At 49.1% G+C, this 20,292-nt stretch carries 19 protein-coding genes; 15 read left to right on the forward strand and 4 right to left on the reverse strand.

What is annotated here, in order from left to right:
• Nucleotides 1-4: 4 nt before the first annotated feature.
• Entirely contained in the window at nt 5-1,081 is a 1,077-nt protein-coding gene (lpxK, locus tag BW972_RS09380; protein ID WP_076421903.1) for a tetraacyldisaccharide 4'-kinase, read from the reverse strand.
• Between the two features lie 123 nt (nt 1,082-1,204).
• Here lpxK and BW972_RS09385 point away from each other — a divergent pair, with 123 nt between their 5' ends.
• The 12 genes from BW972_RS09385 (at nt 1,205) to groL (ending at nt 13,738) form a co-directional block, all read left to right on the forward strand.
• Complete coding sequence (locus BW972_RS09385) at nt 1,205-1,663, forward strand: hypothetical protein (protein ID WP_076421904.1); 459 nt, start codon at nt 1,205-1,207, stop codon at nt 1,661-1,663.
• 55 nt (nt 1,664-1,718) lie between these two features.
• Nucleotides 1,719-2,828, forward strand: coding sequence for a Nif3-like dinuclear metal center hexameric protein (locus tag BW972_RS09390; RefSeq protein ID WP_076421905.1), 1,110 nt, complete (start codon nt 1,719-1,721; stop codon nt 2,826-2,828).
• Nucleotides 2,829-2,832: 4 nt separating this feature from the next.
• On the forward strand, nt 2,833-3,564 hold the full coding sequence (locus tag BW972_RS09395) for a zinc ribbon domain-containing protein (RefSeq protein ID WP_076421906.1): 732 nt from the start codon (nt 2,833-2,835) through the stop codon (nt 3,562-3,564).
• 71 nt (nt 3,565-3,635) lie between these two features.
• Nucleotides 3,636-5,090: a tetratricopeptide repeat protein gene (locus BW972_RS09400; RefSeq protein WP_234986338.1), complete on the forward strand. Its 1,455-nt coding sequence runs from the start codon at nt 3,636-3,638 to the stop codon at nt 5,088-5,090.
• Between the two features lie 4 nt (nt 5,091-5,094).
• Nucleotides 5,095-6,390, forward strand: coding sequence for an anthranilate synthase component I family protein (locus BW972_RS09405; protein ID WP_076421907.1), 1,296 nt, complete (start codon nt 5,095-5,097; stop codon nt 6,388-6,390).
• 91 nt (nt 6,391-6,481) lie between these two features.
• Nucleotides 6,482-7,921 (forward strand): tRNA (N6-isopentenyl adenosine(37)-C2)-methylthiotransferase MiaB, encoded by a 1,440-nt coding sequence (gene miaB, locus BW972_RS09410; protein ID WP_076421908.1) that lies wholly within the window; start codon nt 6,482-6,484, stop codon nt 7,919-7,921.
• 45 nt (nt 7,922-7,966) lie between these two features.
• Nucleotides 7,967-9,244, forward strand: a complete 1,278-nt coding sequence (locus BW972_RS09415) for a sigma-54 interaction domain-containing protein (protein ID WP_076421909.1) — start codon at nt 7,967-7,969, stop codon at nt 9,242-9,244.
• Nucleotides 9,228-9,752 carry an LptE family protein gene (locus BW972_RS09420; protein ID WP_076421910.1) on the forward strand — a complete coding sequence of 175 codons (525 nt, stop codon included), beginning with the start codon at nt 9,228-9,230 and terminating at the stop codon, nt 9,750-9,752. Before BW972_RS09415 ends, BW972_RS09420 begins: the two co-directional genes overlap by 17 nt.
• Before the next feature lie 26 nt (nt 9,753-9,778).
• The gene (locus BW972_RS09425) at nt 9,779-11,143 is read left to right on the forward strand and encodes a hypothetical protein (protein WP_076421911.1); all 1,365 of its coding nucleotides are present in this window, start codon (nt 9,779-9,781) and stop codon (nt 11,141-11,143) included.
• Nucleotide 11,144: 1 nt separating this feature from the next.
• A complete protein-coding gene (secG, locus tag BW972_RS09430) occupies nt 11,145-11,525 on the forward strand; it encodes a preprotein translocase subunit SecG (RefSeq protein WP_076421912.1) in 381 nt (126 codons plus the stop codon).
• Nucleotides 11,526-11,773: 248 nt separating this feature from the next.
• On the forward strand, nt 11,774-12,064 hold the full coding sequence (groES, locus tag BW972_RS09435; protein WP_007659288.1) for a co-chaperone GroES: 291 nt from the start codon (nt 11,774-11,776) through the stop codon (nt 12,062-12,064).
• Between the two features lie 36 nt (nt 12,065-12,100).
• Nucleotides 12,101-13,738, forward strand: a complete 1,638-nt coding sequence (groL, locus tag BW972_RS09440) for a chaperonin GroEL (protein WP_076421913.1) — start codon at nt 12,101-12,103, stop codon at nt 13,736-13,738.
• An 87-nt stretch (nt 13,739-13,825) separates the two neighbouring features.
• On the opposite strand, the gene BW972_RS09445 is transcribed toward groL, so the two are convergent.
• Nucleotides 13,826-14,422 carry a hypothetical protein gene (locus BW972_RS09445; RefSeq protein ID WP_234986339.1) on the reverse strand — a complete coding sequence of 199 codons (597 nt, stop codon included), beginning with the start codon at nt 14,420-14,422 and terminating at the stop codon, nt 13,826-13,828.
• Between the two features lie 171 nt (nt 14,423-14,593).
• Nucleotides 14,594-16,180, reverse strand: a complete 1,587-nt coding sequence (locus BW972_RS09450; protein ID WP_076421915.1) for a peptide MFS transporter — start codon at nt 16,178-16,180, stop codon at nt 14,594-14,596.
• Nucleotides 16,181-16,393: 213 nt separating this feature from the next.
• Here BW972_RS09450 and pckA point away from each other — a divergent pair, with 213 nt between their 5' ends.
• From pckA to BW972_RS09465, 3 genes are all read left to right on the forward strand, one after another.
• Nucleotides 16,394-18,010: a phosphoenolpyruvate carboxykinase (ATP) gene (pckA, locus tag BW972_RS09455; protein WP_076421916.1), complete on the forward strand. Its 1,617-nt coding sequence runs from the start codon at nt 16,394-16,396 to the stop codon at nt 18,008-18,010.
• A 136-nt stretch (nt 18,011-18,146) separates the two neighbouring features.
• Nucleotides 18,147-18,863 (forward strand): 16S rRNA (uracil(1498)-N(3))-methyltransferase, encoded by a 717-nt coding sequence (locus BW972_RS09460; protein WP_007659294.1) that lies wholly within the window; start codon nt 18,147-18,149, stop codon nt 18,861-18,863.
• Nucleotides 18,864-18,881: 18 nt separating this feature from the next.
• Nucleotides 18,882-19,547 (forward strand): DUF4159 domain-containing protein, encoded by a 666-nt coding sequence (locus tag BW972_RS09465; RefSeq protein ID WP_076421917.1) that lies wholly within the window; start codon nt 18,882-18,884, stop codon nt 19,545-19,547.
• A 91-nt stretch (nt 19,548-19,638) separates the two neighbouring features.
• Here the strand turns inward: BW972_RS09465 and BW972_RS09470 are convergent, their stop codons facing one another.
• Nucleotides 19,639-20,187: a hypothetical protein gene (locus BW972_RS09470; RefSeq protein WP_076421918.1), complete on the reverse strand. Its 549-nt coding sequence runs from the start codon at nt 20,185-20,187 to the stop codon at nt 19,639-19,641.
• Nucleotides 20,188-20,292: the final 105 nt, after the last annotated feature.

The following is a 20,292-nucleotide window of genomic DNA, read 5'->3' on the forward strand; positions in this document are numbered from 1 at the left end:
TAGTTTAATTTTTATCCCCAGCGATAGGTATAGATGCTCTGAAAGCGCTTATATGCTGCCTTATCAAAGCGTTAAAAGTCTCTCCAGCCTGCTGCAGAAAGTACACTTCAATCGGTATATAGAATATCGGCAGCTCCCGCGTCGCAGCTGCAATTAGACCATCTGACAGCTTCACAGCATCTTTACGTGTTGTGATGATTATCAGATCTTTACCACTACTTCCTTCCAGTATACCTTTCAGCTTCTCCATATCCGCTAAGGTATAGCTATAGTGGTCGGGATATTTTAAGTGCTGCACAACTTCAAATTTCCTGTCAGCTAAATAATGCAGCAATGGACTGGCATTAGCTATACCTGTCAGCAGCACAACACGTTTTGACAACTGTGTAGCATTGCCTATACCTACCGGGTTGCCATATCGAAATGTACTGAAGAAAACAGGTGTGTCAGGTCGGCTATACCTGCGGATGCGTTTGTCTATACGCATCATCTCATCTGATGCTAGCGTTGAAGGGCATTTTGTTACGATGATAGCATCGGCACGCCGGGCACCCTGCCGGGGTTCACGCAGCAGTCCGGTTGGCAGCACATGGTCCTTGTAAAACGGACGACCATAGTCGGTTAGCATCAGGTTAAGTGACGGACTGACGGGGCGGTGCTGCATAGCATCATCCAGAATCACGACCTCTGGAGCGGTTTTTAATTTAAGCAGCTGTGCTATACCTGCGGGTCTGCTCTCACAGACAGCAACGGTCACGTCTGGAAAGTCGCGGTAGTATTGAAAGGGTTCGTCCCCCAGGGTATGGGCAGTTGCTTTATCATCAGCCAGTACAAAACCTTTGCTTTTGCGTCGGTAGCCCCTGCTCAGCACGGCTGTTCTTTTGTCGGTCAAAAGCCGCAGCAGGTATTCCACGTGCGGCGTTTTGCCGGTGCCTCCAACCGTGAGATTACCAACAGATATGACTGGCAGATCAAAACGCCCAGAGGCTAGCCAGCCCTTGTCATAGAGCAGATTCCGCAGCAGCAGAATGCCGCCGTAGAGGATCGAAAATGGCCATAACAGGTAACGTAGAACAGTCATATGGGGCAGTTATACCTTACAAAGGTATAGAAATATGAGCAAAGCCTGTTGCCCGGACTTGATTTGTATACCCTGAATACACTATATTTAATACTTGCAATATCCGACCTCATTTTTCTTCACATGAAAACAAGCCGTACCCTTACCCTTTTTGCACTCGTTCTGCTGCTTGGCACCTCAGCCTGTACTCCCTGTGCCACCATGCGCTCCGATCCGCCTGCCCCTGTTTCGTTTTACCTCGTGGACGCCTCGGGCAGCAGTCCATTCAATAATCCGGCTGCCGGCATCCATCCAGATTCTATTCAACTGATACTTGATGGGGAGCCATTTAACTACCTGTTTACCGGCACTGATGAAACAGTGAATAACCTGATTTTTGAGACCTACCCGGTCATGTACACCAAGTCGAGGGTACGCATGCTACTACGTTTCAACAACCTGAACACCGACACCCTGGACATCGCCTATACCGTGAACCGGGGCAAGTGCTATACCGACTATACTTACTCCGCTTTTTACTTCAATGGCAAAGAGCTCAAGCGCCAGCCCGATACAGGTTATCTGCAACTCCAGGTACTTTAAATTTTCAGGGCTGTACCGAACTTCGTAATTTGGTGTTTTAAAAGCAGACCAGACTATGAAAGATAAGAACACCATTGGCGATATTATAAAGGTGCTGGAACAGTACGCCCCTATTCCTTACCAGGAAGGCTACGACAACTCCGGCTTGCAGACTGGCAGCGCCAGCGACGAAATAAAAGGCGTGCTGCTGACCCTGGACTGTACTGAAGCGGTTATAGAAGAGGCTGTTGCCAAAGGGTGCAACCTGATCGTGGCACACCACCCGGTCATCTTTAAAGGCCTTAAGAGTCTGACGGGGCGCAGCTATGTGGAGCGCACCATTATCAGGGCCATTCAAAACAACATCGCCATCTACGCCTGCCACACCAACCTGGACAGCGTACACAATGGCGTGAATGCCAAGATCGCAGAAAAGCTGAAGCTGCATAACATCCGCCTGCTCAGTTACAAGCCCCATACCCTGATGCAACTGGCTTTTTTTGTTCCCGTCGAGAATACCGACGAGGTGCTGGCCGCTATACATAAAGCCGGCGCCGGGCAGATTGGCGAGTACAGCGATTGCAGTTTTCAGGTTCAGGGCACCGGTCGCTTTCTTCCTTCTGAACAAGCAGATCCTACCATTGGCGAGAAAGGCAAGCCGGAACAGGTACAGGAAAACCGGGTGGAGGTGATTTTCCCGGCCTTCAAGCAGCAGCGTATTATGCAGGCATTGCTGGAGGCGCACCCTTACGAGGAAGTGGCGCATTTTCTGACCCTGCTTGAGAACAGCAATCAGGAAGTAGGTATCGGGATGATCGGGGAGTTGGAAACGCCTATGGCGGAGCAGGACTTTCTGGTCTACCTGAAAAGACATATGCAGCTGCCGGGTGTTCGCTATACCCCGGTGGGTGATAAAAAAATCAAGCGGGTAGCGGTTTGTGGTGGCTCCGGCAGTTTCCTGATAAAAGACGCCCTGCGCCAGGGTGCCGACGCCTTTGTGACAGCCGACGTGAAATACCACGAATTCTTCGACGCAGAGAACCGCCTGCTCATTGCTGACATCGGACACTATGAAAGTGAGGTATTTACAAAGGAGATTTTTTATGATACAATTTCCAAAAACTTTACTAATTTTGCAGTCTATTTATCGGAAGTAAACACAAACCCTATCAGATACACCTATTAACTACATGGAAAGTACGGTAGCCAGCAAATTAGAAGCACTGCTAAAGCTTCAGAGTATCGATTCGCAGCTTGATGAAATTAGACGCGTAAGAGGCGACCTCCCTGAAGAGGTTCAGGACCTGGAAGATGAAATTGAGGGCTATGAGGTAAGGGTTCGTAAGTTTGACGATGAAGTGGCCGCACTCAACGACAGCATTGCCCAACGCAAGCAGTCTATCAAGGACGCTGAAGGTCTGATCCGCAAGTACGAAGACCAACAGACAAACGTACGCAACAACCGCGAGTACGACGCCATCACGAAAGAGATCGAGCTGCAGAAACTGGAAATCCAGATCGCAGAGAAGAAAATCAAAGAAGCACACTACCAGATCGAGCAGAAGATCAACGAGATTGAAGGCACGAAAAACCGTCTGGAAGAGCGTCGCAAAGACCTTGACAACAAGAAGCACGAGCTTGACCAGATCGTAGCCGAGAGCGAAGAAGAGGAAAAGAACCTGGAGAAAGACCGTGACAATGCTGCACAGCAGATCGAAGACCGTCTACTGAGCGCCTATACCCGTATCCGTAAGAACGTGCGCAACGGCCTTGCAGTAGTACTGGTGAAGCGTGATGCCTGCGGTGGTTGCTTCAACACAGTTCCGCCTCAGCGCCAGGCTGATATTGCGGCTCAGAAAAAAGTAATCGTTTGCGAGCACTGCGGCCGTATCATGGCTGGTGTTGAGCAGCGCATCTACTAAATGACAGCATGCTGAGCGTTATGCGCTTGCATACATATAGAAAAAGGATGGCGTTTGCCCATCCTTTTTTTTTGTTGCTATCCCTGTTCCTTTCTCTCCCTGCCCAGGCGACCTCTGTCTACGGTCCTATCATGCGACAGGCCTACGAGGCAACCATCAGCCTGCGCATTCCAGAAGGGCGCCGTCTGATCCAGCAGGAACTCCTGCATCATCCTGACAATGCCGCCGCGATCCTGATCGCCAACCAGCAGGACTTTCTAACATGGGCCATTCAGCAAAACCCGGAGGTCTACGCTGGTTTACTGACCCGCCAGGAAAAGCGACTGCAACAACTTGGCAGCCTACAGGAGAGTTCTGCTTGGGTTGGTTATGCCCTGGCCGAAGTGCGCCTGCAGATCGCCCTAAGCAAACTGCTGCAAGGCAATAAGCTGGGCGCCGCCTGGGATTTACGACAGGCTTACCTGCAATACAGCGCCAACAACCGGCAGTACCCGGATTTTCTGCCAAACCGCAAAACACTCGGTGCCCTGCAGGTCCTGATTGGTTCGGTGCCTGACTCCTACCGTGTATTGCTAAACATCATCGGGATGCATGGCAGTATCGAAACAGGTATGGCGAACCTGAAGGCAGCCGCCACCAGAGACAATCCTTTCCGGGAAGAAGCGCAGCTCTTGCAGATCCTGTTGCTACACCTGGTTGATCCGGAGGCAGATGAAGTGGCTGGCAGCTCCATGCTTCAGCTAAGCCGTCAGCACCCGAACAACCTTCTTTATGCTTTCACAGCAATGCATGTGCTTAAAAAGACCAAAAAGAGTGAAACTGCCTTGCAGGTATACCAGCGCAGACCACATCAGGCCGGCTATCTTTCCTTTCCCTACCTGCATCACATGGCAGCAGATCTATACCTGTACAAAGGCGATTTCAACAACTCCATAAAGTTAAATCAACTGTTTTTGACGCAACACAAAGGAGAGCACTACCTAAAGGCAGCCAACTACAAGCTATACCTGGCTCACTGGCTGGGCGGTCATGCACAGCAGGCAGAAAAGCATTTGACACAGATAGGGCTTGCAGGGCGAACCGAGATGGAGGAAGATGCTTATGCCGCCCGCTTTGCCAAAGAGCAGGTAAAGCCTAACCGCTACCTGATGCTGGCCCGACTGCAATCCGACGGAGGCTATTACCAGGAAGCCCTTGGCATGCTCAACCAAATGCCGATGAAGCAGGATACAGCCCCTACTGAACGTGCTGAGTATTATTACCGCAAAGCCCGTATCTACCACGGCATGGAAAAGTTGCAGCAGGCCAAACAGCACTATGAACAGGCCATAGAGGCAAGCCGGCAGACAACACTTTATTTTGCTCCCTATTCAGCTTTACAACTGGGCTACATTTACCAGGACGAGCAAAAACCTGAGCTGGCCAGGCAATGGTTCAGCCGGGCCCTTGCTTACAAAGGACACGATTACAAAAATAGCATTGACGGTAAAGCCAAGCTGGCTCTCCAAACGCTTAACAAGCTGTAATACCATGGCTTACACCCAAACCATTTCACTGACAGATATACCTTGCTCGCTAGTCCTCCTTCGCCAGAAAGCTATTGCCTGGGCGCAGCAGTTTAGCTTAGTAGCCAGCTATACCTCCAATGACATCCCCTATCCATACCATGGCTTTGATGATCTGATCGCGGTTTCGGACGGAGAGCCGATCAAGTGGGAGCAGGAGAACGTCTTCGAGGAACTTCAGGATAAACACAAGGCAAAGCAAGCGCTATGGTGCGGCTACCTGGGCTATGACCTCAAGAACCAAATAGAGAATCTAAGCAGCCACAATGCAGATGCGGTAGGCTTTCCGGACATATTCCTTTTTGAACCAGAGCTATACCTTCACTTTAATAAAAGCAGCCTAATCATCAACAGCAAAGCTAATAATATTCAAGATTCTTTACAGCAGATACTAGCGACTCCTATACTTGAGGACTTCTCTGTATCCCCGCTTCAGCTCCAGCAGCGAGTGCAGAAGGAAGACTACATACGGAATGTAGAGCGGGTGCGGGACTATATCCGGGATGGCGAAGTTTACGAACTGAATTACTGCATAGAATTTTATGCCGAGGAAGCGGAAATATCACCCTTATCACTATACCTGCAACTCAACGCCCTTTCGCCTACTCCATTTTCAGGTTTCCTGAAGTATGGCGATCTATACCTGCTTTGCGCCTCACCGGAACGTTTTCTCAAGAAAGAAGGACGCAAACTGATCTCACAGCCCATTAAGGGGACGATCCGTCGCGGTACTACACCTGAGGAGGACCAACAGCTACAGCAGCAACTGCGGCATGACGAAAAAGAACTGGCCGAAAACATGATGATCGTGGATCTGGTGCGCAATGATTTGCGCCGCTCCTGCGCCACGGGCACCATTCAGGTCGAAGAAATGTTCGGCATTTACGGCTTCCGGCAGGTTTCGCAAATGATCTCGACTATTAGTGGAGAGTTGCACCCCGAATGCATGGTCGCAGATGCACTGAAAGGGGCTTTCCCGATGGGAAGCATGACCGGTGCACCCAAGATCAGGGCCATGGAGCTCATTGAAGAGCTTGAAGTAACCAAACGCGGACTCTACTCAGGCGCCTTCGGCTACCTGAAGCCTGATCAGGACTTCGACTTCAATGTGGTGATCAGAAGTCTGCAATACAATGCTACAACAGGCTATTTGTCGTTCATGGTGGGCAGCGCCATTACCTATGACTCTATACCTGAGCAGGAGTATGAAGAGTGTCTGCTCAAAGCACAAGGTATACGGAAAGCCTTAGGGCTTGAATAAGCACATTAGATTTAAAGAATTCCTCTGCCATTCTGTCACGTTTTACAGCGGATTATAGTATATTTGCACCTCCTAAGAGATTTTTTGAAGCATGGACCCAATCGTTGATTTAGATTTTATAGATAACCGCACCCCTGAACAGGCTACTGCAGCCGCTTCATGCGATACCAAAGTAACGGCTGAAACCAATACCGGCAAGACCCGCAAACTTTATATCGAGAGCTACGGCTGCCAGATGAACTTCTCAGACAGCGAGATCGTGTCGTCCATCATGTTTGAACAGGGCTTCGACACTACAGCTCACATCGAGCAGGCGGATGTGGTGTTCCTCAACACCTGCTCCATCCGCGAGAAGGCGGAGACAACCGTACGCAATCGCTTGGGTCAGATCAATTACTTCAAGAAGAAAAAACCTTCTATGGTAATTGGCGTGCTCGGTTGTATGGCGGAACGCTTAAAGAAATCACTGCTGGAAGAGGAAAAAATCGTGGACCTGGTAGTTGGTCCAGATGCCTATCGCGACCTGCCCAACCTGATCAATGAAGTGGATGGTGGCCAGAAGGCCGTGAATGTGCTTCTCTCACGTGAGGAAACCTACGCCGACATCAACCCGATTCGTCTGAACAGCAACGGGGTAAGTGCTTTTATCTCCATCATGCGTGGCTGCGACAACATGTGCTCTTTCTGCGTAGTGCCATTCACACGCGGGCGTGAGCGTTCCCGTGATGCGCATTCCATCGTGCGGGAAGCCGAGGCACTGGTTGCACAGGGCTACAAGGAAGTGACGCTGCTGGGACAAAATGTGGACTCTTATAAATGGGCGTCAGAAGACGGCACTGAGTATGTAAACTTTGCGCAGCTGCTGGAAATGGTGGCCAAACTCAGCCCGGCCCTGCGTGTGCGCTTCTCTACCTCCCACCCCAAAGACATTACTGACGAGGTGTTGTATACCATGAAAAAGTACGACAACATCTGTAAATACATACACCTGCCTGCCCAGAGTGGCAACTCCCGTGTACTGGAGCTGATGAACCGTACTTACGACCGTGCCTGGTATCTGAACCGCGTAGACGCTATCCGTGCCATACTGGGTGAAGACTGCGGCATCTCTTCGGACATGATCGCAGGCTTCTGCTCCGAAACAGAAGAAGAGCACCAGGATACCCTGTCGCTGATGGACTACGTGCAGTACGACTACTCATACATGTTCTTCTACTCAGAGCGCCCAGGCACACTGGCTGCCCGCAAACTGGAAGACGATATTCCGCTGGAAGTGAAGAAGCGTCGTCTGGCAGAGATCATCGAAAAGCAGCGTGAGTGCTCTCTGAACCGGAACAAGCGTGACGTGGGCCGCGTGCACCGCGTGCTGGTGGAGGGCTTCTCCAAAAAATCAGCTCAACAGCTGAGCGGACGCAACGACCAGAACAAAGTCGTGATCTTCGACAAGAAGCATTACAAGAAGGGCGATTATGTGAATGTATTCGTCAACGACTGCTCCGTAGGCACACTCTTCGGCGAAGCGGTAGATTAGGGTTGGAATTTTTCCAGCTCGTCTAATCTTCAAATCAAAAAAATAATGCGCAATATCGATATACAGAGTATAAAACAGCGCTTTGGCATCATCGGCAACTCACCCTTGCTTAACTACGCCATACAGGTGGCGGCCCAGGTGGCCCCTACCGATATGACTGTGCTGATCACAGGTGAGAGCGGCAGCGGCAAAGAGTCTTTCTCAAAGATCATTCACCACCTGAGTCCGCGCAAACATGGGCAGTTTATCGCCATCAACTGCGGCGCTATACCTGAAGGCACTATTGACTCAGAGCTTTTCGGTCACGAAAAAGGATCCTTTACCGGCGCCACAGACACACGCAAGGGTTACTTTGAAGTAACAGACGGCGGTACGATCTTTCTCGACGAAATCGGTGAGATGCCACTTGGTACGCAGGCCCGCCTGCTGCGTGTGCTCGAAAACGGAGAATTTATCAAGGTAGGATCTTCCAAAGTGCAGAAGACTGATGTGCGTGTGGTTGCCGCTACCAACGTGAACCTGATCAATGCAGTAGAGAAAGGCCGCTTCCGGGAAGACCTTTACTATCGTCTCAATACGGTTCCTATCACAGTTCCATCATTACGTGAACGTGGTGAGGATATTTACCTGCTATTCAGAAAGTTTGCTTCAGATTTTGCTGAACGCTATCGGGTCAAACCCATTACCTTGACGCAGGATGCTGTGGAGGAGCTTCTGAGCTTTCGCTTTCCGGGCAATATCCGCCAACTGAAGAATATTGTAGAACAGATCTCGGTGCTGGAGTACGACCGTGAACTGGATGCCAACAAACTGCGGCACTACCTCCCACGTGAGCAGGGTGGTAGCCAGGTGCCGGCACTCCTGGCAAAAGAGCCCGGTGCAGACCAGTCCTTCTCGGAGCGCGACCTGCTTTACAAGGTTCTTTTTGACATGCGCCGTGATGTATCGGAGCTCAAAAAACTCGTGTTCGAGCTCATGACGCGTCAACCAGGTGATAACGAACTGCTGAAAGAGCACAGCCATCTTTTTGAGAACATAGAGCAGGTAGGCCACCATGTGCGTCCTTACAAGGGCACAGAACAGCCTGAACCTTATTACCTGCCGGTGCAGCAGTCCCGTCACGACGAAGACTACGAGGAAAAAGTAGAAGACATTTCCCATGAAACCGAGGACGAAGGCCTTTCGCTGGAGTCGATGGAAAAGGAAATGATCCTGAAAGCGCTCAAGAAGCACAACAACAAACGGAAGTACGCGGCTAATGACCTGGGTATTTCCGAAAGAACCCTCTACCGAAAACTAAAGCAATATGATATCGAGAACTAAGGGCCTCACTATATGCCTGAGCCTTCTTTTGGCACTTTGCTGCACCGCCTGCGGGGTGTACTCATTTACGGGCACTTCCATCTCCCCCGACATCCGGACCATTTCGATTCAGAACTTTGAGAACAGTGCCGGCGAAGGTCCTTCTAACCTGACACAGGTGGTGACGAACAGTTTCCGAAACTATTATCAGCGCAACACCAACTTAACTGTATTGCAACGCGACGGCGACTTGCAATTGGAAGGACAGATTGTTAGTTTTACACTGACTCCAGCCGCTGTGCAACGGGACGGCAACATTGACCAGGCGACGCTGAACCGCCTTACCATGGGCATCCAGATCCGCTTTACTAACGCAAAAGATCCGGAGCAGGACTTTGATCAGCAGTTTACGATCACAGAGGACTTTCCTCAAAACGTGGACATCACCAGCATTCCGCCTGCGGCCATTGACCGCATGACCGATCGCCTTGTGGCTGATGTGTTTAACAAGACGGTTGCAAACTGGTAGTCATAACATAGCATCATCACCTTTACATGAATAAATCTGCCTTTCTTAAACTGATCAAGCAGGTATCCGACATTTCTGACCAGCAGCAAAGCGAACTGGAGCAGGTGGCGGCTACCTTCCCCTATTGCCAGACGGCCCATCTGCTGCTGGCAAAGTCAGCTTATGACAAAGGCAGCATGCTCTCCACGCAGCGTCTGCGCCGTGCTTCTGCCTACGCAACAGACCGCCAGCTCCTGAAGCGCATCATCTATACCTCTCCTGTCCTGGAACTTGCTTATGCCGAAGAAACAGCCCTGGAAGCGGAAGCGGAAATTATAATTTCTGATACAGTAACACATCAGGAAAACGACACAGCAGTGGCTGTTGCTGAAGAGGCCGTAACAGAAGATGCTGAAACATCAGAAGCTATACCTGAGCCTGAGGCTTCAACCCCAGAAGAAACACTGAAAGAAGTATACGCCCCTGCTCCTGTTGAGGAAAGTCTATACCTAGAATCCGAACCAGAAACAGAATCGCCTGATGCAGAAATAGACTCTGAACTGGCCTTGCTGTTCACCTTTAACAGCATCAGCTCCTCTTCCACCGACCTGCTGAGCCAGCGGGAAGAAGAAAGCCTTGAAGCAGGAGAGCAGGAAACGGAGCATGCCCACCTGACAGAAGCAGCTGAAGTGCTGCATGAACTGGAAGAAACTCAGCAGACAGACCTGGTGGCTTCCGATGCGGAAGATCAGCATGTTGAAATTGAAGTTGAAACGGAGGAAGAGGCTATACCTGTTCCCCAGGCAGAAGCATACCAGGCCGATTCTTTCAATACTGACACATCAGAAGCGGAGAATACAGAATCTGACAGTGACATATTTGCTGAAGAAGCAGACGAACCTGCTCTAGCAAGCGCGGAAGATGCCGAGATCAACTATTCTTTTGACGAGATAGACCGACTATACGCGGAAGATGCACTGGGCTATTGGATGGGCTCGAGCCGCATGGGCGAGGTGCTGCAGCTGAAGGATGACTATACCCGGTCACGTCCTCAAAGCTTCCACCCGGAGCTGATTTTAGAGTATAGCAAAACCCACGAACTCGAAAAAGCGATACAGCCTACTGCCCACGTGCTCAGCAAGCAGCTTGACATTATCGACCAGTTTCTCAAGCTGAATCCGAAGCTCAAGACCATGGCCAACCTGAAGCTAAAGCCTGAGCCACAGGAGGATTTGTCGCTCAAGAGCTCTAAAATAAAGAAGGGAATGGCTTCTGAAAGTCTGGCCAACATCTTTATCCAACAAGGAAAGCCTAAAAAGGCTGTTAAAATTTATGAACAGCTTATTTTGAAATATCCGGAAAAAAAGTCTTACTTTGCCGAACAGATCGAGAAATTACAAAACATAACATAAAATGTATATCGCCCTAATCAGTATCATTCTTTTCATTTGCGTACTTCTTGTTTTAGTAGTACTAGCCCAGAATCCTAAGGGAGGCGGACTTTCAAGCCAGTTTGGTGGTGGCGGTGCCAGCCAGCTGATGGGTGTAAAGCGCACAGGCGACCTGCTCGAGAAACTGACATGGGGCTTCGCAATCGCACTGGTTGTACTGACACTAGGTACGCACATGATGATCGACACCAATACTGAATCTACTATCCGCAGCGTAAACGAAGAGCGTGCCCGCCAGATGGGTACTCCGGCAGTGCCAGCCCTGCCAGGCGCTGAAGGTGAAGAAGACATGTCAATCCCGGGAACGGGTGAGATACCTGAAATGGTAGACACTGCACAGTAATAAAGAACTGACAAATTGAAAGCCGGCCTTCAAAGCCGGCTTTTTTATTTTGCCCTTTCCCCTACCAGCACGAACTGACAAATAGCTGCTGACTGACAGTACCTGACAAATTTGTCAGACAGGGAACTAATTTGAACTGCTAAAATGACCCAAATTGGCAGGAAAACAGCCTTGGCACAGGAAATGATAGGGACAGTATGGTTTCAACGTTAAATCATTAACCACAAAAACTAAAAACATAACAAACTATGTCAATCAGCATTAAACCATTAGCAGACAGAGTGATTGTAGCTCCTGCTGCAGCAGAGGAAAAAACGAAGTCTGGTATCATCATTCCGGACACTGCTAAAGAGAAACCACAGCGCGGTGAGATCGTGGCTGTAGGCGAGGGCAAAGTATCTGAGCAAGGCGCTCTGATGAAGCCACAGGTTGCCGTTGGCGACCAGGTGTTGTATGGCAAGTATGCAGGTACAGAGATTTCTGTTGACGGCAACGATTACCTGATCATGCGTGAGTCAGATATCCTGGCTATCCTTTAATCTATTCCATTTAACCAAAACCAAAGAGATATAACTATGGCTAAGAACATCACATTTGATGCTGACGCTCGCCACAAAATTAAGTCTGGCGTTGACAAACTGGCAAATGCTGTAAAAGTTACCTTGGGTCCTAAAGGCCGCAACGTAATCATCGATAAGAAATTTGGTGCCCCTACGATCACAAAAGACGGTGTATCTGTAGCGAAAGAGATTGAGCTGAAAGACGCGATCGAGAACATGGGCGCTCAGCTGGTAAAAGAGGTTGCCTCTAAAACAGCTGACCAGGCTGGCGACGGTACGACTACTGCCACTGTGCTGGCCCAGGCTATTTACACAGCCGGTATCAAAAACGTAGCCGCAGGTGCTAACCCAATGGACCTGAAGCGTGGTATCGACAAGGCGGTTCACGCTGTTGTTGAGAACCTGCGTACACAGTCTAAGAAAATCGAAAACTCTTCTGAGATCGCCCAGGTAGGTACTATTTCTGCCAACAATGACTCCGAGATCGGTAAAATGATCGCTGATGCGATGGACAAGGTTGGTAAAGACGGTGTGATCACTGTGGAAGAAGCAAAGGGTACAGAAACTGAGGTGAAAACTGTTGAAGGTATGCAGTTTGACCGTGGTTACTTGTCTCCTTACTTCGTGACTAACCCAGAGAAAATGGAAGCGGAGTTCGACAACCCTTACATCCTGATCTACGACAAGAAAGTTTCTACCATGAAAGAATTGCTTCCAGTATTGGAGCAGGTGGTACAGACTGGTAAAGGTCTTGTGATCGTGTCTGAGGATGTGGACGGCGAGGCGCTTGCTACACTGGTAGTAAACAAACTGCGTGGCTCCCTGAAGATCGCAGCCGTGAAAGCTCCTGGCTTCGGTGACCGCAGAAAAGCCATGTTGGAAGACATCGCTATCCTGACTGGTGGTACTGTGATCTCTGAAGAGCGCGGTTATAAACTGGAGAACGCGACACTTGACTACTTAGGTCAGGCTGAAAAAGTGATCATCGATAAAGACAACACAACCATTGTAAATGGTGCTGGCCAGAAAGATGATATCGTCGCTCGCGTAAACCAGATAAAAGCACAGATGGAGACTACTACATCTGACTACGACAAAGAGAAACTGCAGGAGCGTCTGGCTAAACTGTCTGGCGGTGTGGCTATCCTTTACATCGGTGCTTCTACTGAAGTTGAGATGAAAGAGAAGAAAGACCGTGTGGACGATGCGCTCCACGCAACAAGAGCTGCCGTTGAAGAAGGTATCGTAGCAGGTGGTGGCGTAGCCCTGATCCGTGCCCTGGATGCCCTCAACAACGTAGACGTGTACAATGCTGACGAGCAGACAGGTGTAAGCATCATTAAAACTGCACTTGAGTCTCCGCTTCGTACGATTGTAGCCAACGCAGGTGGCGAAGGTTCTGTAGTGGTACAGGCAGTTCGCGAAGGCAAGGCTGACTATGGCTACAATGCCCGTGACGACAAGTACGAGAACATGTTTGCGGCTGGTATCATCGACCCAACGAAAGTTACTCGTCTGGCGCTTGAGAACGCTGCTTCTATCGCTGGTCTGCTGCTTACTACTGAGTGTGTAGTATCAGAAGAGCCTTCTGAAGAAGGTGGTGCTCCTGCCGGCATGCCAGGTGGCATGGGCGGAATGGGCGGCATGATGTAATCGACTCCCATAGTCTGATAATAATAAAGCCCCGGGCCTTTTGGTCCGGGGCTTTATGTTTTAAGATAGCTGATGCATTAGGTATAGCTATAATTCTCTGATCTTAATTGTGACATCATGTGGTGCCGTTTCATCGCCCCCAAAGTATGGGTATAGCTGATAATGGCTGCTTGCTGTGGCACAGTACCGGGGCAGCGTAATCCTGGTGTCATTTACCTTGAAGGTATACTCCTTCTCTCCCATTTCTAATTCATACCTGTTCGACTGGCCGGGTTGTACCGAAGTAATATAGGCTGTGTTGCGCTGCTTGTTGCTATAGGTATAAGCGTGAATCTCCAGACGATTATTATACCAGCGCCAGCCAAAACGAGCACTGTTGGTGTGGTGGTCTGTATCGCAGTCTGACAAGCCATACAGTTTATTAATGTCTGCCTGGTTATTGGGTATAGTTGTGGTATAAATGGCTGAGCTGTCAAAAGCCGCTTCAAAACGGATGATGGAGTTTTGGACCAACCTGAACTGGCTGTTAGTGGCGTGCTCTCCTTTCTTGATAGTATAAGTGGTGACTGGTGGCTCCGGAGTGGGAGAATCAGTTTCCGTGATGGCAGTCGTTTCTACCTCACATGAGGTAGTAACAAGCAATAGAACAGCAGCTGAAAGAAGATGCTTGACTAAGAAATGCATGAAAATAGTAATATAGCTAAAAGTCTAAATTCATAAATACCAGTAAATAACTATATATCAAGCAATTTGTCGTATTTTAGGAATTTTTCGCAATATCACAAATTGCACTATAAAAACAAAGAGCCCGCACTAGTTAAAGTGCGGGCTCTCTTGAATACTATATTCTGCAGATTAGTGAATACCGTGCATCCACTTACGCATGATCGGAGTCAGCAACAGAGCAAGCACCGCGAAGCCAAAGGCAACGTATGCGATCTGCTCAAATACGCTTGTATAAACCATCAGAGAAGCCATACCTGTGGCAGCTTCGCCCTCACCACCACTTACCGCGGTGAGCTGGGCAATAAGGCCAGCAATGTAGTGCGCAAAAGAAGAGGACAGGAACCAGATACCCATGATAAAGGCCACAATCTTCTTAGGAGATAGCTCCGTCACTTTAGAAAGGCCTACAGGGGATATGAAAAGCTCACCAGTTGTGATGAACATATAACCCAGGATCAGGAACCAGATAGATACCTTACCATCCGCGTCGGCATAGTTGGCACTCCATGCGAAGATCAGGAAGCCCAGACCTAACTGTGCTATACCTAAGGCAAACTTTACTGGCGTGAAAGGGTTCACACGACGCTTGGAAAGGAATACCCACATAGCCGAGAACGGCAGTGCAAACAGGATGATGAAGAATGGGTTGATCGAGTTGGTCTGAGCCGCGTTCATGAACGTCAAATTCACGTTACGCTCTGCAAACAGGGTAAGTGAAGAACCCGCCTGCTCAAAGAACGACCAGAACACGGTAATGAAGAACGTAAGTAGTATTACCACAAACAGGCGCTGACGCTCTACGCTGTCCACTTTCACCAGGTTGTAAATTAACACCAGTGTGATAACTGGAAGCAGGATATAGTTCATCACGATGTGCATGATCGAACCATCAAAAACTGTTGTACCAAAACCTGGCAGATCCAGTGTACCATTGAATAACAGGAGACCGAAAACAGGCAGCGAAAGGAAACTCAGGATGGTTACCCATGCCTCTTTCGTCACACCTGCTACACGCTCCTTGATAACAGCAGGCTCCGGTGGAAGACCGTTGTTACCGAAAACGCCGCTGCGTCCTCCCTGCCAGAACATGATCAAGCCAAGCAACATACCGACACCGGCAGCGCCGAAGCCGTAATGCCAGCCATATTCCATACCCAGCCAGCCGCAAACAAGTGGCGCCACCATCGCACCGATGTTGATACCCATGTAGAAAATGGTAAAACCAGCATCGCGACGGGTATCACCTTCTTTGTAAAGCGTACCAACGAGCGTTGAAATATTTGGCTTGAAAAAACCGTTACCAACAATCAAAAGGGCAAGGGAACCGTAGAAGAAAATAGGGTGCTCTATTGCAAGGGCAAAGTGGCCCAAGGCCATCAAAACGGCACCCAGCATTACAGCTTTACGATAACCGATTAATTTATCGGCGATCATACCGCCAATTACAGGAGTAGCATAAACTAAGGCGCCATAAGCTGCGTAGATACCAATTGCAATCTCATCGCGGTTTGCAAAAGACTCAAACAGGTTGTTCACCATGTATAACACCAACAGGGCGCGCATACCGTAAAAGCTAAAGCGCTCCCAGAGCTCGGCAAAGAAAAGGTAGAACAGTCCCTTCGGATGCCCGAACATCTCTGGGCCGGTCGGGTCAGCGCCAATCGGTGCATTTTGCTCACTTACCTGGTCAGTAAGCGTATGTTCTTTATAAGACATAGGATTTGTTAGTTGATTGTTTAGTTTAGTTGAGCATACAAAGAAGGTAAATATATCGGTTTAAACACTTACAGACAAATATTTTTTGGGGCAACGTCATTTGCAGACCTCTTTTTTAATTATAGCGACTAATCTTATTTTAATATCTAATATTTTATATTTTTGTAGCACCGTTGTGAAACAAACAGTTCACTTAAAACCCTTTATTTTCAAATGAAAGAATCTGGTATTAAATCAGGTAAAGTAGGTCTGGAGAGCCTGGGCATCAAAGAAGCGAAAGAAGTGCTTTGGAACCTCACTCCTGCCGAGCTAGTGGAAGAGGCTCTGAAAAATGGCGAAGGCGTACTCACTGACACTGGCGCCCTGATGTGTGACACAGGCAAATTCACAGGTCGTTCTCCTAAGGACCGCTTTGTGGTAAAAGACGCTAAAACCGAAAACACCGTATGGTGGGGCGACATCAACATTGCATTCGACCCTGAGAAATTCGACAAACTTTACGACAAAATGATCGACTTCCTGAAGGATCGTCGACTTTATGTGCGCGATGCTTATGCCGGTGCTCACCCTGACTACCGTCTGAACCTGCGCATTGTAAACACACAAGCATGGCATAACCTCTTCTGCAACAACATGTTCTTGCGTCTTGAGAAAGAAGAGCTTAAAGACCACAATCCCAACTTCACGATTATCTGTGCCCCTGAGTTTGAGGCAGACCCCGAAGTAGACGGCACACGCCAGTCTAACTTCGCCATCATCAACTTTACCCGCAACATCATCCTGATCGGAGGCACAGGCTACGCAGGTGAGATGAAGAAAGGTATCTTCGGCGTGCTGAACTATATCCTGCCTGAGGAAAAGAATACCTTGTCAATGCACTGTTCTGCCAACGTGGGCAAAGACGGTGACACGGCTATTTTCTTCGGTTTGTCAGGTACAGGTAAGACAACGCTGTCAGCTGACCCGAACCGTGGACTGATCGGCGACGACGAGCACGGCTGGACAGCAGACAGCGTGTTTAACTTTGAAGGCGGTTGCTACGCCAAGGTAATCGACCTGACGCGTGAAAAAGAGCCACAGATCTGGGATGCCATCAAGTTTGGCGCTATCGTGGAGAACACGCGCTTTGTAGAAGGTACACGCACAGTTGACTATACCAACAACTCTGTAACAGAGAATACGCGCACCGCTTACCCAATCCACCATATCGACAATGCGATCGAGCCATCCAGAGCGGATATCCCGAAAAACATCTTCTTCCTGACAGCAGATGCTTTCGGTGTATTGCCTCCAATCTCTAAGCTGAACACCAGCCAGGCGATGTACCACTTCATTTCTGGTTATACAGCCAAAGTGGCCGGTACTGAGGTTGGCGTGACAGAGCCACAAACTACTTTCTCCGCCTGCTTTGGAGCAGCCTTCCTGCCGCTGCACCCGACCAAGTATGCTGAGATGCTGGGCCAGAAAATGAACGAGAACAACGTGAATGTATGGCTCGTGAACACTGGCTGGACTGGTGGTCCATATGGTGTAGGCTCACGCATGAAACTGCCTTATACACGTGCAATGATCACAGCTGCCCTAAACGGTGAGCTGGATAACGTGGAGTACACGAAGCACCCTGTGTTTGGCGTTGAAATGCCGAACACCTGCCCTAACGTTCCAGACGAAGTATTGAACCCTCGTAATACCTGGGCTAACAAAGAAGAGTATGACGCGAAGGCAACTGACCTGGCTGCTAAGTTTGTGAAAAACTTCAGCAAGTACGCTGACTTTGCTAGTGAAGACATCATGGCCGGTGCACCCCAGGTGGAAGTGTCTATCGACTAATTTGTCTCAGTAATATAAAAAAAGCCTTTCTGCTAAAGCGGAAAGGCTTTTTTTATGAAAATGGAGCTGTTTCCTTGTTATAAAATTAGCTACATTCGTATACCTTTATCTGGCATCGAAATCAACTGAATATACCGTGCACTTATTCTATACCCCTGACATCAATTCCGAAATCTATACCCTGGCTGAAGATGAATCAAAGCATTGCACGCGTGTGCTGCGGCTTCATCAGGGGGATACGGTATACCTGGTAGACGGACGAGGGGGCATGTACACAGCCATTATTCAGGATGCGCACCAAAAGCGCTGTCAGCTGCAGATAATAGACAAGCAGCTCGAGTATGGCAAACTCCCCTACTATGTGCACATCGCCGTGGCACCTACCAAAAACATGGACCGGATCGAGTGGTTTGTAGAGAAAGCCGTAGAGATCGGAGTTAGCGCCATCACCTTTCTGGAATGTGAGCATTCAGAGCGTAAACAGCTCCGATTAGATCGCATCGAGAAAATAGCGGTCAGTGCTATGAAGCAGTCCCAGAAAGGGTACCTTCCCTTATTGAACGAGCTGACGCCATACCAGCATTTTATCAAATCCTGCATACCGGAAGATACCTTTATAGCACACCTGGAAGACGATGCTACCAAATCTATCAGGGACTACTACAGACCAGACAGACAGCATTGCATACTAATCGGTCCGGAAGGAGACTTCTCGCCTAAGGAAATAAAGGCTGCCTATGATCTGGGTATAAGGCCTGTTACACTGGGGCAGAGCAGGTTGAGGACCGAAACGGCCGCTTTGGTCGCTTGCCATACGTTACACGTACTACACGATATTTACGCCCCGTTATAAACTCAAGAAAACCTATACATGAAACGCACCCTCCTCCTCCTATACCTTGTCCTGCTTTGTGGCTCACTGGGCGCACAGCAAAAGTACAGCTTTAAGATAGCCAAGCTCAAGTATAACGGCGGCGGAGACTGGTATGCAAACAAAACCTCTTTGCCAAACCTGATCAGGTTCTGCAATCAGAATCTGAACATGAACATCGCGCCAGAAGAAGGTATAGTGGAAGTCGGGAGCCCCGAGTTATTCACCTATCCTTTTGTGCACATGACAGGCCACGGGAACGTAGTTTTCTCAGATGCCGAAGCACAGAACCTGCGCAACTACCTGACCAGCGGAGGCTTCCTGCATATCGATGACAATTATGGCCTGGACCAGTACATCCGCAAAGAAATGAAGAAAGTGTTTCCGGAGTATGAGTTCGTAGAGCTGCCTTTTGATCACCCGATCTACAGTCAGAAATATATTTTCAAGAACGGCTTACCAAAGATTCACGAGCATGACAACAAGCCACCACAGGGCTTCGGTATCATCCACAAGGGCAGGTTGGTGTGCTTTTACAGTTACGAAACAGACTTAGGAAACGGCTGGGAGGATGCTGAGGTACACAATGATCCAGAAAATAAAAGACAGGAAGCGCTGCAGATGGGAGCCAACATTCTGGCCTATGCCCTCACACAGTACTTGTAGGGTATTCCTATAGGTATAGTCTAGCTTATCGGTTTTAGCTTTATAAGTAGTAAGTGTGAATTACAATCCTACTTTATAGCTTAAGTAAGCACTAGTACTGCTTCCGGTTGAATATCTCAGAAAGAATAAACGCCTGACGAACGGACTGCGGATTGTGCAGCAGTTGAGCATACACATTAGGTACCGCTATCCGCTCCTGCTTCTTGGCTTCATACAAAGCATCTGCGGCTGCAATGCGCTCCTTCCTCTGCTGGTTGTAAAGTCGGGCTTGCTCCGGATTTTCTAATGATAATGCTCGCGGTGGCTTCTGTTCCCTGGCAGTAGGCTGCAAAACTGGCTGCAGCACTGGCTTCGGCTTCTCTACAGGTGCTCTGTTCTGCTCATTGGCACGCTCCATTTTGCTCTGCATCTCCCGCAGAATATCCTCAAACGAAGTAGCAGGAGCTGATGGGCGCTGCTGGCGGGGCTGTGTTTGTGCTGTAGGTATGGGTCGAGGAGCCTGACGCTCCTGTGGCGATCGTTCCTGGGGGGCAGGCGGCCTGCCATCATCGTCCGGCGTGTTGAAGGCTTTGCGCCAGGCCGTGTAGATGAAATAAGCCACAATGGCCAGTATGTATAGGATCAGTTTAAAATCTTCCATGCTGTCAGTCTCTTATCAAATATAGCAGAAATAAAGTATTCCGTCTGCATACTTCCTGCATATTTATACTGTTCCCTTGCGCCATGGTAAACAAATTAGTCTTAT

Source organism: Pontibacter lucknowensis, from assembly GCF_900156415.1.
Taxonomy (GTDB): domain Bacteria; phylum Bacteroidota; class Bacteroidia; order Cytophagales; family Hymenobacteraceae; genus Pontibacter; species Pontibacter lucknowensis.